The organism is Streptomyces sp. sk2.1, from assembly GCF_008120935.1.
Taxonomy (GTDB): Bacteria; Actinomycetota; Actinomycetes; order Streptomycetales; family Streptomycetaceae; genus Streptomyces.
Map to the genome: position 1 here is coordinate 57841 of NZ_RDBO01000055.1, position 12085 is coordinate 69925.

The window sequence follows — 12085 nt, forward strand, 5'->3', positions numbered from 1 at the left end:
CGCGCCCCGGTGCGGCAGGCGCGGCGCGGGACGTGGCACCGCGCCGCGCCGCACCGCATCGCGTCACATCGATCCGCGCCGCACCGGGCCGGCAGCGTCACACCGGTACGTGCACGGCCTCCACGCGGCTGATGACGTGGTGCTCCCGCTCCCGGTGCGCGGCCCTGGAGCGCAGTCGCAGGATCTGCACGACGCCGATCGCCTCCAGCACGAAGACCGAGGAGAACGCGATCCGGTAGTTGTCACCGGTCGCGTCGAGCAGGACGCCGACGGCGAAGAGCGTGGTCATCGAGGCGATGAAGCCGCCCATGTTGACGATGCCCGAGGCGGTGCCCTGCCGCTCCGGCGGGTTGGCGGGCCGGGCGAAGTCGAAGCCGATCATCGAGGCCGGGCCGCACGCGCCGAGCACCGCGCACAGAACGATCAGCAGCCACATCGGCGCGTGGTCGGCCGGGAAGAAGACGGCCGAGGCCCAGAGCAGCGCCGTGGCCGCGACCGTGCCCAGGGCCAGCGGGGCGCGGGCGGCGTGGTGCCGGGCCACGATCTGCCCGTAGACCAGACCGAACGCCATGTTGGAGAGCACCACCAGGGTGAGCAGCTCACCGGCGACGGACCGGCTCAGCCCCTGTGCCTCGACCAGGAACGGCAGCCCCCACAGCAGCAGGAACACCATGGCCGGGAACTGCGTGGTGAAGTGCACCCACATGCCGAGCCGGGTACCGGGCTCCCGCCAGGCGTCCGCGATCTGCCCGCGCACGTGGGCGGCACCCGCCCGCTCGACGGGCGGCGGCCCGTGGCCCTCGGGGTGGTCCTTCAGGAACAGCAGCAGGGGTACGAGGACGACGACGCCGGCCATCGAGCTGCCGACGAAGGTGGTGGTCCAGCCGAGCCCGTGCAGGGCGCGCGCGATCAGGAGCGTCGAGACGAGGTTGCCCGCCATCCCGAAGAGCGCCGCGATCTGCCCGATCAGCGGGCCGCGCCGGGCCGGGAACCAGCGCGCCCCGAGCCGCAGCACGCTGATGAACGTCATCGCGTCGCCGCAGCCCAGCAGCGCCCTGGACGCCAGCGCCATGCCGTACGAGGGGGACAGCGCGAAGCCGAGCTGCCCGAGGGTGAACAGAACGGCCCCCATGGTGAGGACCTTCTTGGTGCCGAGGTGGTCGACCATCAGGCCGACGGGTATCTGCATGCCCGCGTAGACGAGCAGCTGGAGGATGGAGAAGGTGGCGAGCGCGGAGGCGTTGACGTGGAACCGGTCGGCGGCGTCGAGCCCGGCGACGCCCAGGCTGGTGCGGAAGATGATGGCGACGAAGTAGACCGCGACGCCGATGCCCCAGACCCACACGGCACGTCGGCCGCCGGGGGGATCGCCGGGCAGGGACAGGGTGGGAGCAGCGGCGGAGCTCACCGGTCCTCACCCCTGACCAGCACCTTGACCCGGCTGACATGGCGGCGCACGACCTGCGCGGCACCCTCCGCGTCACCGGCCCTGATCGCCTCCAGCAGCTCGCCGTGCTCGGTGATGTTGGCGGCGATCCGGCCCGGGTGCGCCTCCATCACGGCGACGCCCATCCGCAGCTGCCGGTCGCGCAGCTGGTCGTAGAGGCGCGAGAGGATCTCGTTGCCCGCGTTGCGCACGATCTCGGCGTGGAAGCAGCGGTCCTTCACGGACACCTCGGCCAGGTCCCCGGCCTCGGCCAGCAGCCGCTGCTCCTCCAGGAGTTCCTCCAGCCGGGCGATCAGCCGCGGGGAGGCGGGCACGGCCTTGCGGGCCGCGAACTCCTCGACGAGCAGCCGGGTCTCCACCACGTCCGCGATCTCCTGGGCGGATACGGCGAGCACCAGGGCACCCTTCTTCGGGTACAGCTTGATCAGCCCCTCGACCTCCAGCCGCAGCAGCGCCTCGCGCACCGGCGTGCGGGAGACGCCGACGGCCTCGGCGAGGTCGCCCTCGGTGAGGAGCGTGCCGCCCTCGTAACGGCGGTCCAGGACCGCCTCCTTGATGTGGGTGTAGACGCGCTCGGCGGCGGGCGGCCGCTTCACGACCGCCTTCGCGGTCGCCTTGGTGACGGTCTCATCGGAGGGCTTCACGGTCGAGGGCGCGGCAGGCATGCACACAGCATAGATACAACATGCGTACATGCTGAAACCCGTCCAGGATGCGGACCGGCAGGCACCCGCCCGGGGCCCGGCCGGCCCTCCTGACCAGCACCCCCGATCAGCATCCCGGCCCGGACCCGATCAGCACCCCGGCACGGACCCGCCCCGAGCCCCGGCCGGAAATCGCCCGCAGCCCGAAATTGCCCCAGGAATCGGCACATCCATCCCCCGGTCTCATGAGTCTCACCACCGAGCGGCACCTTCATGTGGCCGCATTCAAGGGGCATTTGGAGCTTTCAGTTGAAAATCGGCATCAAGGGCATAAACCGCATCACCTCCTCCGCCACCGTGGCCCTGACAGCGGGTGCCGTCATCGCGAGCGGCGTGTTCGCCTCCACGGCTCAGGCCGCCACGCCGCCCACCCCGAAGATCACCGCCGCCGGCGGTTACACGATGAACAACGGCACCGCGAAGTCCCTTTTCGCCAAGGCCGCGGACACCCGTCGTTCCACCGGCTCCACCACCAAGATCATGACGGCCAAGGTGGTGCTGTCGCAGAAGAACCTGAACCTGGATTCCAAGGTCACGATCCAGAAGGCGTACAGCGACTACATCGTCTCCAAGGGCGCCTCGTCGGCCCGCCTCATCGTGGGTGACAAGGTCACCGTCCGCCAGCTCCTGTACGGCCTGATGCTGCCGTCCGGCTGCGACGCCGCCTACGCGCTGGCCGACAAGTTCGGCTCCGGCACCACCCGCGCGGCCCGTGTGAAGTCGTTCATCGGCAAGATGAACGCCCAGGCCAAGTCCCTCGGGCTGAAGAACACCCACTTCGACTCGTTCGACGGCATAGGGAACGGCTCGAACTACTCGACGCCGCGCGACCTGACGAAGATCGCCAGCAGCGCGATGAAGAGCTCCACCTTCCGCTCGATCGTCAAGACCAAGTCGACCAAGCAGAAGGTCACCACGAAGTCCGGCGGCTACCGCTACATGTCGTGGACCAACACCAACACCATGCTCAGCAGCTACAGCGGTGCGATCGGCATCAAGACCGGCTCCGGCCCGACGGCCAAGTACTGCCTGGTCTTCGCCGCCACCCGCGGCAGCAAGACGATCGTCGGCACGGTGCTCGCCTCCACGAACGCGACCAACCGTTCCGCGGACATGAAGAAGATCATGGACTACTCCTTCAAGAAGTAGCCCGGTCCGGTCGTCACGGCAGGAGGGGCCCCGTCGCATCCCGGCGTGGGCCCCTCCGCTGTGTCCGGGGTCCCGTCCGCTCGGTGTTCGCCGTCGGCCGAGCCGGTCGCGCCCGTCGGCCGGCCGACGGCACGATGCCCGTATGCGACCGACCCTCGTCCTCGTCCACAGTCCGTCGGTGGGTCCCGCCACCTGGGCCCCGGTGGCCGCACGGCTGACCGCCGCGGGGCACCGGGTGCGGGTGCCGTCCCTGCTGCGCGTGGGAACCGGCGAACCGCCGTACTGGCCCCGGGTCGTCGAGGCCGTCCGGAACGGCCTCGACGGAATCCCGGCGGAACACCCCCTCGTACTGGTCGCGCACAGCAACGCGGGACTGTTCCTCCCGGTCGTCCGCGCGGGGCTCGACCATCCGGTGACCGCCTCGGTCTTCGTCGACGCGGCCCTGCCGGCCCGTACCGGACCGACCCCTGTCGCCCCGCCCGGCCTGCTGGAGTTCCTCCGCCCCCTGGCGGTCGACGGCACACTGCCGCGCTGGACCGACTGGTGGGACGAGGCCGACGTCGCGCCGATGTTCTCCGACCCCGAGGTGCGGCAGCGGGTCGTCGACGAGCAGCCGAGGCTGCCGCTCGCCTACTACGAGCAGCGCGTCCCCGTCCCCGAGGGCTGGGACGACCACCCCTGTTCCTACCTGCTGTTCGGGCCGCCGTACGACGGGACGGCCGCCGAGGCACGCGAACGCGGCTGGCGCGTCGCGCACCTGCCCGGCGAGCACCTGCACCAGATCGTCGACCCCGCCGGCACGGCCCGGCACATCCTCGAACTCACCTGGGGCGGGGCCTGAACGGCCCCGCCCCCGGTGATGCGTCGCCCGCCGCCCCGAGGACGCTCAGTCGAGACAGAACTCGTTGCCCTCGACGTCCTGCATGTTGATGCACGACTCGTTCTCCTCGTCGGCATACAGCACCTTCGTGCACACCGCGCCGAGCGCCACCAGCCGATCGCGTTCGGCCTCCAGCACGGCCAGCCGCTCCGCACCCACGAGCCCGGTGCCGGCCCGCACGTCGAGGTGGACCCGGTTCTTGGCGACCTTGCCCTCGGGCACCTGCTGGAAGTACATCCGCGGACCCTCGCCCGTGGGGTCGGAGCACACGGCCCACGTGCCCTTCCCCTCGGGAGGCAGCGTCAGGGAGTACCCCAGCACCTCGCACCAGAAACGGGCGACACGCTCGGTGTTCGCACAGTCGAAGGTGACCTGGAACTTCTTGACCGATGACATCCCGCCAGCCTAACAGCGCACCTCAGCGGCCCAATTCCCGGCGGGAACAGGCGAATTGCCCGACGAACAACCAGTCCCCGGGCACCCGGGGAATCACCGGCCCGCGTGCCGCCACCAGAAGGAGCCCGGGTGGAAGTGCCCGGTCACGCCGAGCCGGCGCCAGAGCGGATCGAGGATCCTCCGCAGCTCCGGGTCGGCGTGGACGAAGGCGTTCGGCAGCCGGACGTCGAAGCGCTCCGGCGCGGCCGTGAGCAGCGCGGCCAGCAGGTACTGCTCCGAGTACAGGCGCCAGCGCCAGGACTCCGGATAGTCCGCCGGGAGCATGATGTCGTGGACCTGGACGAGCACCCCCGGCTTGAGGCGGGGCAGCAGCTCGAAGAAGAACACCATGACGTCGGAGCCCATCTGGAGCCGGTGCGAGCCGTCGACGAAGAGGATGTCCCCCGGCTCCAGTTCGGCGAACACCCCGAGGTCGGCGTCCTGGAGCGGGACACGGACCACCTCGTCGCAGAGGTGGTCGATGTGGGCCCGGGGCTCCGGGTCGATGGACGTGATGCAAGTGCTCAGCCCGAGGTCCTCGATGGCCCGGCGGGCGAACTTGGTGGAGTTCCCGGAGCCGACCTCCAGGTAGCGGGCCGGCTTCTCCGCGGCGAGGAAGCCGTAGAGCGCGGCCGCGTCCAGCGGGGGCAGCCAGGTGTTGCCCCAGTAGGCGGTGGACGCCTTCTCCACTCCCTCCATGGGGATCGCGGCCAGCTGGTCGGCGTACTCCAGGAAGCCGGTGAGCTGCTCCGCGTAACGCTCCCGGTTCTTCTCCAGGAGCTCGCGCACGGGGCCGAGTTCGGCACGCGGCTCGGGTCTCACCACATGGTCCAGGAACACCGGTTTGGCCAGCCCGAAGGCCCACATGACCAGCCCGAACGCGGTGGGTCTGCGCTCCAGTCGGTCGAGCCCGCGGCGCAGGACGGGTAATCGCTCCAGCAGAGTGGGAGAGGGTTCGGACACGACGTTCGGGGGCTGCGTGCGCAAGGCGGGGAACCTTTCGATCGGTCGGACGGCCGAGAAGGATGAACCACGGGTTCCGCAGGCACTGTTCGGTCGGAGGCGGCGGTACTCAGGACGCCGCTGATCCTTTCCCTGATCCGCCCGCCCGTATCCCCGAAGTCCGTCCGCACGACGCCGGACCAGTGCCGTATCGGACACCGCCCGCCCCGCTCCGACGCGTCACCCCCCGGGGGGCATCGCCCCGTGACGGCGCGAGTCGTTCCCGGGACGGGACGCCGACATTGTCATGGCAGTGCAACCACCTGACACGTCACGACCGGTTTCGGCCCCTCGCTGGATAGCTTGGCCCGTGATTACCGGCAGATCAGAGGGGATTCACATGAAGCTCAAGCATGTCGGCCGTGTGGGGGCCACCGGTGGACTGGTCGCAGCGGCGCTCGCCACATCGGTCGTCATCACCCCCTCCGCAGCCTCCGCAGCCGACAGCTGGCAGTGCTACGGCAAGGAGGTCAGGCGCTGCGCGACCGTCTCCTGGGACAACGCGAGCAAGACCTTCCGGGCCAAGGCGAAGATCACCGACGTCGCGGGCGGCGGCGACTACCAGGTCAAGGTCACCAACGTGAAGCTCGAACGCTACCCGGCGGGCAAGCGGGTGACGATGCGCACCGCACAGGACTACGACGGCTGGCACGGCACCGGTGACTCGGCCACCACCAGCAGCATCAACGCCTGCAAGTACCCGCACGACAGCTACCGCGTGGTGGCGACGTTCAGCTGGAAGAAGGGCAAGGCCTCGGAGGACAGGACCTGGCGCCCCGACATGTCCTGGGTCGGCTGCTGAACCACCCGAGGCGTCCGTCCCGTATCGCTCCGGTGCGGGACGGACGTGTTTCCTGTCCCGCCGGCCCCGCCGTTCCGGGTCAGTCCGCCCGGCCCAGCCCGGCCCGAAAGGCGTCCCAGGCGGCGGGACCGAGAACGATGACGGGTCCGGCGGGATTCTTGGAGTCGCGGACGGCTACCACTCCGGGGACGTTGGCAGCCACTTCTATGCACTCACCATGCGCTTCGCTGTAGCTGGACTTCCTGAAGCAGAACGCGATCATTTACTCATCCCTTTGGCGATGCTCGCGATGAACCGCACCGAATCGTACGGCGACAGGCTCATGGCGCAGGTGCGCGCGAACAGCTCGGAGTACGCCATGCTCTCTTCCGCTCCCTCCACCCAGTTGGTGGTGCGCAGCCCGTCCATGTGCACCACGTCCACGGCGTCCTCCTCGGCGAACGAGAGGATGTTGAAGGGGCCTCCGCTGCAGGGATTCACCTCCGCGCGGAAGGGAAGCACCTGCACGTCGATGTTGGGCTGCTCCGCGAGTCGGCACAGATGCTCCAGCTGCCCTCCCATGACCTGAGGGCCACCGATCATCTGACGCAATGCGGCTTCCCAGATCACCGCGTGCACACGCAGAGGCTTCTCGCCCTGCAGGCGGCGCTGACGGTGCGCACGCACATCGACGATACGCTCGACCTCATCGATCCTGTCGGGCGAAACAGCCGCCACCGCAAGGGCTCTCACGTACTCGGGCGTCTGGAACAAGCCGGGAACCAGGGCAAGTTGCCAGGTTCGCACTCTGAGCGCGACATCCTCCATCGCAACGTACTCGCGCAGGCTTCCCGGATTGAGTGAAGTCGTCCACCAGCCCTTCGCCTTGCGTCGCTCCCGGTCCAGTTTGGCCAGCCGGAGCAACCCCTCGACCACGTGCGGATCATCGACGTCATACGCCCGGCAGAGCGCTGCGACATCCGGGTCCCTGACCGGAACCCATCCGTGTTCCATCTTGGCGATCTTGGCCGCCTGAGCACTGAGAACGGCCGCGGCCTGCGTCTGATTCAACCCTGCGGCCTCCCGGAAGGTCAGCAGCTGACCGCCCAACTGCCGTGCCAGAACCGTAGAAACGCGATTCCCCAACCCCACACGCGCTTTCGACACCGTTCAGTACCTCCTGTACGCGCCCAGTCTGCACGGCGTGACCGGACAGTCACAATCACTCGTTGGGGATAAATATCTCCAAGTTGGTTGTGCCACCATGCGGGAGTCACTACGTTCGGTGTCCAGTCGCTCACCGAGCGGCGAACAGACTCTGGCGGAAGTGCACCGCCCTGCCCCGCGCCCGAAAACGGCGCCCCGCAGGCACGGCATCGCCACCGCCCGCACCCACGGAGGCACGCGCCCATGACCGCAGCCGAACAGAACTCCGTCCCCGAACCCGCCCCCGAACCCGTCCTCCGCGAGGACCGGATCGACTTCGCCCCGACCGCCGACCGGGTCTCCTTCTCCCGGCGGCGCGCCGCGCGGCTGGTGCGGGAGTGGGGGTATCCGGGGCTGGCCGGGGACGCGGCGTTGCTGGTCAGCGAGTTGGCGACCAACGCGTTACTGCACGGCGTCGTCCGGGGGCGGCTCCTGCGGGTGCGGCTCACGCTCACCGCGACCACGCTCCGGGTCGCGGTCAGCGATCCGTGGGGCGAACGGCTGCCGGTTCTGCGCGAGGCGACGAGCGAGGAGTGCTACGGGCGCGGGCTCCTGATCGTGGCGGGGATCGCCGACCGGTGGGGCGTCGAGTCGCGCACCGTCGGCAAGACCGTGTTCGCCGAACTCGCCCTGCGGAAGGGGCCGGACGCGCCGGTGGGCCCGCGCGAACTTCGCGCGGGCCCACCTCATGCACGTACCGCCGGAACGGTCACGCCCAGGTGATCAGGCGCTTCGGCTGTTCCAGGATCGCGGCGACGTCGGCCAGGACCTTGGAGCCGAGCTCGCCGTCGACCAGGCGGTGGTCGAACGACAGGGCCAGCGTGGTGACCTGACGCGGCTTCACCTTGCCCTTGTGGACCCACGGCTGGAGCTTGATCGCACCGACCGCGAGGATCGCGGACTCGCCCGGGTTCAGGATCGGGGTGCCCGTGTCGACGCCGAAGACGCCGACGTTGGTGATCGTCACCGTGCCGCCCGCCATCGCGGCCGGGGACGTCTTGCCGTCCCGGGCCGTGGAGACCAGCTCGCCCAGGGCCGCCGCGAGCCGCGGCAGGGTCATGTCGTGCGCGTCCTTGATGTTCGGCACGATCAGACCGCGCGGGGTGGCCGCGGCGATGCCCAGGTTCACGTAGTGCTTCTGGACGATCTCCTGGCCGGCCTCGTCCCAGGCGGCGTTGATCTCCGGGTTCCGCCTGATCGCGACCAGGAGGGCCTTGGCGATGATCAGGAGCGGGTTGACCCGCACCCCCGCCATGTCCTTGTCCTCCTTGAGCTCCGCGACCAGCTTCATCGTGCGCGTCACGTCGACGGTGACGAACTCGGTGACGTGCGGGGCCGTGAAGGCGCTGCCCACCATCGCCTGCGCGATGGCCTTGCGCACGCCCTTGACCGGGATGCGGGTCTCGCGGGCGTCCGCCACCGTCCCGGCCACCGCCGGTGCCTCGACGGCGGGTGCGGGTGCGGGCGCCTGAACCGGAACGGGCACGGGGGCCTGCGCCGGTACGGGCGTGGCCGCGGCGTGCACGTCCTCGCGGGTGATGATCCCGTCCTTGCCGGTCGGGACGACGGTCGCCAGGTCGATGCCCAGGTCCTTGGCCAGCTTGCGCACCGGCGGCTTGGCGAGCGGACGGTCCTTCGGGGCCGCGAGCGCGGCGCCGTGGCCGTTCATCTCGCCCTGGATCGCCGCGACGGCGGCCGGCACGGAGGCCACCGCGCCCTTGCGGGCGCGCCGCTTCGTGGAGGTCTCGGCCACGCCGTAACCCACCAGGACGGGCTGGCGGCCCTTGGGGGCCTCGGCCTCCGGCTCGGCCGCGGCGGCCGGCGCGGGGACCTCGGCGGCCGGTGCGGGGGCCGCCGCCTCGGCCGGGGCCGCGTCACCGCTGCCCGGGGCCACGTCCACCGCGATGATCACCTGGCCGACGTCGACGGTCGTGCCCTCGGGGAAGCGCAGCTCGTGCACCACCCCGTCGAACGGGATCGGCAGCTCCACGGCCGCCTTCGCGGTCTCGACCTCGCACACGACCTGACCGTCGGTGACGGTGTCGCCGGGCTGGACGTACCACTTGAGGATCTCCGCCTCGGTGAGTCCCTCGCCCACGTCGGGCATCTTGAACTCGCGGAAGCGGGCAGCGTTGGAAGTGTCGGTCATCGTTGTCACGTCCCAGTCCTCAGTACGCCAGCGAGCGGTCGACGGCGTCGAGCACACGGTCGAGACCCGGCAGGTACTCGTCCTCCAGCCGCGCCGGCGGGTACGGGGCGTGGTAGCCGCCGACCCTCAGCACCGGCGCCTCCAGGTGGTAGAAGCACCGCTCGGTGATCCGGGCGGCGATCTCCGCGCCGGAGCCGTAGAACACCGGGGCCTCGTGGACCACCACGAGCCGGCCGGTCCGCTCCACCGAGGACTGGATGGTGTCGAAGTCGATCGGGGACATCGAGCGCAGGTCCAGGACCTCGACCGACTTGCCCTCCTCCTGGGCGGCCTCGGCCGCCGCCAGGCAGACCTTCACCATCGGCCCGTAGGCGGCGAGCGTCAGGTCGGAACCGGTGCGCGCCACCGCCGCCCTGTGCAGCGGGCCGGGGATGGCGTCGGTCTGGACCTCGCCCTTGTCCCAGTAGCGCCGCTTCGGCTCGAAGAAGATCACCGGGTCGTCGCTCTGGACGGCCTGCTGCATCATCCAGTAGGCGTCGCTCGCGTTCGACGGCGAGACCACCTTCAGGCCCGCGACGTGCGCGAACAGTGCCTCGGGCGACTCGCTGTGGTGCTCGACGGCGCCGATGCCGCCGCCGTAGGGGATGCGGACGACGACGGGCAGCTTGATCTTGCCGAGCGCGCGGGCGTGCATCTTCGCGAGCTGGGTGACGATCTGGTCGTACGCGGGGAAGACGAAGCCGTCGAACTGGATCTCCACGACCGGCCGGTAGCCGCGCAGGGCCAGGCCGATCGCCGTGCCGACGATGCCGGACTCGGCGAGCGGGGTGTCGATCACCCGGTCCTCGCCGAAGTCCTTCTGGAGCCCGTCGGTGATCCGGAAGACCCCGCCCAGCTTGCCGACGTCCTCACCCATGATGAGGACCTTGGGGTCGGTGTCGAGGGCCTTGCGCAGCGACTCGTTGAGCGCCTTCGCGATGGACATCTTTTCCATGGCCATGGCTGCTTACTTGCCCTTCTCGGCGGAGTCGGCGAACGATGCCTGGTACGCGGCGAACTGGGCGCGTTCCTCGTCGACCAGCGGGTTGCCGTCTGCGTAGACGTTGTCGAAGATCGCGATCGGGTCCGGGTCGGGCATCGCCCGCACCACTTCGCGCACCCGCTTGCCGAGTGCCTCGCTCTCCTCGTCCAGCGCGGTGAAGAACGCCTCGTCGGCGGCGCCCTGCTTCTCCAGGTACGTGCGCAGCCGCAGGATCGGGTCCTTCGACTCCCAGGCGGCCCGCTCCTCGTCCCTCCGGTACTTCGTCGGGTCGTCGGAGGTGGTGTGCGCGCCCATCCGGTAGGTGAACGCCTCGACGAGGGTGGGCCCCTCACCCCTGCGGGCCCGCTCCAGCGCCGACCTGGTGACCGCCAGGCAGGCGAGTACGTCGTTGCCGTCGACCCGGATGCCGGGGAAGCCGAAGCCCTGCGCGCGCTGGTACAGCGGGACGCGGGTCTGCCGCTCGGTCGGCTCGGAGATCGCCCACTGGTTGTTCTGGCAGAAGAAGACGACGGGGGCGTTGTAGACCGCGGAGAAGGTGAACGACTCGGCCACGTCGCCCTGGCTGGAGGCGCCGTCGCCGAAGTACGCGATCACGGCCGAGTCCGCGCCGTCCTTGGCGACGCCCATGGCGTAGCCGGTGGCGTGCAGGGTCTGCGAGCCGATGACGATCGTGTACAGGTGGAAGTTGTTGCTGTTCGGGTCCCATCCGCCGTGGTTCACCCCGCGGAACATCCCGAGCAGGTTGGTCGGGTCGACCCCCCGGCACCAGGCGACGCCGTGCTCGCGGTACGTCGGGAAGACGTAGTCGTCGTCGCGCAGGGCCCGGCCGGAGCCGATCTGGGCGGCCTCCTGGCCGAGCAGCGAGGCCCACAGGCCCAGCTCGCCCTGGCGCTGCAGCGCGGTGGCCTCGGCGTCGAAGCGGCGGGTCAGGACCATGTCCCGGTACAGACCGCGCAGCTCGTCGTCGGTCAGGTCGATCGAGTAGTCCGGGTGCTCGACGCGCTCCCCCTCGGGCGTCAGCAGCTGGACGAGCTCGGGCTCGGAACGCTGCGGCGCCTTCGTGGCTGCCGTCCTCGCCGCGGTCTTCTTCGCGGCGGTCCTCTTCGCGGGCGCTTTCGCGGACTTCTTCGCCGGCGTGCTCACCGGCTTCTTCGCGGGCGTCGGCGTCTCAGCGGGCGCTTTCGCGGTCGTCTTCGCTGCGCTGGTCCGCTTGCTGCTGCGTCGCGGTGTGCGCGCGGCAGTGCTCTCCACGGTCACGTGCGTGCTCCTCCGTCGGTCCGGCCCCCGGGG

Annotated in this window: 13 protein-coding genes; 4 read left to right on the forward strand and 9 right to left on the reverse strand. The window is 70.2% G+C overall.

All coding sequences use genetic code 11. The annotated features are described in order from the left end of the window. Positions 1–97: 97 nt before the first annotated feature. Complete coding sequence (locus EAO76_RS17480) at positions 98–1408, reverse strand: nitrate/nitrite transporter (protein ID WP_148836890.1); 1311 nt, start codon at positions 1406–1408, stop codon at positions 98–100. Continuing rightward, positions 1405–2112 carry a GntR family transcriptional regulator gene (locus EAO76_RS17485; protein ID WP_316248352.1) on the reverse strand — a complete coding sequence of 236 codons (708 nt, stop codon included), beginning with the start codon at positions 2110–2112 and terminating at the stop codon, positions 1405–1407. Before EAO76_RS17485 ends, EAO76_RS17480 begins: the two co-directional genes overlap by 4 nt. 288 nt (positions 2113–2400) lie before the next feature. On the opposite strand from EAO76_RS17485, the gene EAO76_RS17490 reads away from it, so the two are divergent. After that, a complete protein-coding gene (locus EAO76_RS17490; RefSeq protein WP_148836891.1) occupies positions 2401–3300 on the forward strand; it encodes a D-alanyl-D-alanine carboxypeptidase family protein in 900 nt (299 codons plus the stop codon). A 142-nt stretch (positions 3301–3442) separates the two neighbouring features. Beyond that, the gene (locus EAO76_RS17495; protein ID WP_148836892.1) at positions 3443–4141 is read left to right on the forward strand and encodes an alpha/beta hydrolase; all 699 of its coding nucleotides are present in this window, start codon (positions 3443–3445) and stop codon (positions 4139–4141) included. Between the two features lie 45 nt (positions 4142–4186). Here the strand turns inward: EAO76_RS17495 and EAO76_RS17500 are convergent, their stop codons facing one another. Further along, complete coding sequence (locus EAO76_RS17500; protein ID WP_148836893.1) at positions 4187–4576, reverse strand: VOC family protein; 390 nt, start codon at positions 4574–4576, stop codon at positions 4187–4189. A 93-nt stretch (positions 4577–4669) separates the two neighbouring features. After that, entirely contained in the window at positions 4670–5602 is a 933-nt protein-coding gene (locus tag EAO76_RS17505) for a class I SAM-dependent methyltransferase (protein WP_222872180.1), read from the reverse strand. A 355-nt stretch (positions 5603–5957) separates the two neighbouring features. Here EAO76_RS17505 and EAO76_RS17510 point away from each other — a divergent pair, with 355 nt between their 5' ends. After that, entirely contained in the window at positions 5958–6419 is a 462-nt protein-coding gene (locus EAO76_RS17510; protein ID WP_148836894.1) for a hypothetical protein, read from the forward strand. A gap of 79 nt (positions 6420–6498) precedes the next feature. On the opposite strand, the gene EAO76_RS17515 is transcribed toward EAO76_RS17510, so the two are convergent. Both EAO76_RS17515 and EAO76_RS17520 read right to left on the reverse strand, forming a co-directional pair. Further along, on the reverse strand, positions 6499–6681 hold the full coding sequence (locus tag EAO76_RS17515; RefSeq protein WP_148836895.1) for a DUF397 domain-containing protein: 183 nt from the start codon (positions 6679–6681) through the stop codon (positions 6499–6501). Then, positions 6678–7565, reverse strand: a complete 888-nt coding sequence (locus EAO76_RS17520) for a helix-turn-helix transcriptional regulator (protein WP_262375558.1) — start codon at positions 7563–7565, stop codon at positions 6678–6680. The genes EAO76_RS17515 and EAO76_RS17520 overlap by 4 nt, the downstream gene beginning before the upstream one ends. A gap of 243 nt (positions 7566–7808) precedes the next feature. On the opposite strand from EAO76_RS17520, the gene EAO76_RS17525 reads away from it, so the two are divergent. Continuing rightward, positions 7809–8327 carry an ATP-binding protein gene (locus tag EAO76_RS17525; RefSeq protein WP_148836896.1) on the forward strand — a complete coding sequence of 173 codons (519 nt, stop codon included), beginning with the start codon at positions 7809–7811 and terminating at the stop codon, positions 8325–8327. Here the strand turns inward: EAO76_RS17525 and EAO76_RS17530 are convergent. From EAO76_RS17530 to pdhA, 3 genes are read right to left on the reverse strand one after another with little or no spacing between them, the layout of a single operon-like run. Further along, positions 8314–9762: a dihydrolipoamide acetyltransferase family protein gene (locus EAO76_RS17530; RefSeq protein ID WP_148836897.1), complete on the reverse strand. Its 1449-nt coding sequence runs from the start codon at positions 9760–9762 to the stop codon at positions 8314–8316. The two genes, EAO76_RS17525 and EAO76_RS17530, sit on opposite strands and share 14 nt — an antisense overlap. A gap of 10 nt (positions 9763–9772) precedes the next feature. Then, positions 9773–10753 carry an alpha-ketoacid dehydrogenase subunit beta gene (locus EAO76_RS17535; RefSeq protein ID WP_148836898.1) on the reverse strand — a complete coding sequence of 327 codons (981 nt, stop codon included), beginning with the start codon at positions 10751–10753 and terminating at the stop codon, positions 9773–9775. Between the two features lie 6 nt (positions 10754–10759). Then, positions 10760–12052, reverse strand: a complete 1293-nt coding sequence (gene pdhA / locus EAO76_RS17540) for a pyruvate dehydrogenase (acetyl-transferring) E1 component subunit alpha (RefSeq protein ID WP_262375559.1) — start codon at positions 12050–12052, stop codon at positions 10760–10762. Between the last annotated feature and the right edge of the window lie 33 nt (positions 12053–12085).

Excerpts from the sequence above, each read along its gene's own strand:
- EAO76_RS17485 (WP_316248352.1), bottom strand. The coding sequence starts at position 2,112 with ATGCCTGCCGCGCCCTCGACCGTGAAGCCCTCCGATGAGACCGTCACC.
- EAO76_RS17495 (WP_148836892.1), top strand. The coding sequence starts at position 3,443 with ATGCGACCGACCCTCGTCCTCGTCCACAGTCCGTCGGTGGGTCCCGCC.
- EAO76_RS17500 (WP_148836893.1), bottom strand. The coding sequence starts at position 4,576 with ATGTCATCGGTCAAGAAGTTCCAGGTCACCTTCGACTGTGCGAACACC.
- EAO76_RS17510 (WP_148836894.1), top strand. The coding sequence starts at position 5,958 with ATGAAGCTCAAGCATGTCGGCCGTGTGGGGGCCACCGGTGGACTGGTC.
- EAO76_RS17515 (WP_148836895.1), bottom strand. The coding sequence starts at position 6,681 with ATGATCGCGTTCTGCTTCAGGAAGTCCAGCTACAGCGAAGCGCATGGT.
- EAO76_RS17525 (WP_148836896.1), top strand. The coding sequence starts at position 7,809 with ATGACCGCAGCCGAACAGAACTCCGTCCCCGAACCCGCCCCCGAACCC.
- EAO76_RS17535 (WP_148836898.1), bottom strand. The coding sequence starts at position 10,753 with ATGGCCATGGAAAAGATGTCCATCGCGAAGGCGCTCAACGAGTCGCTG.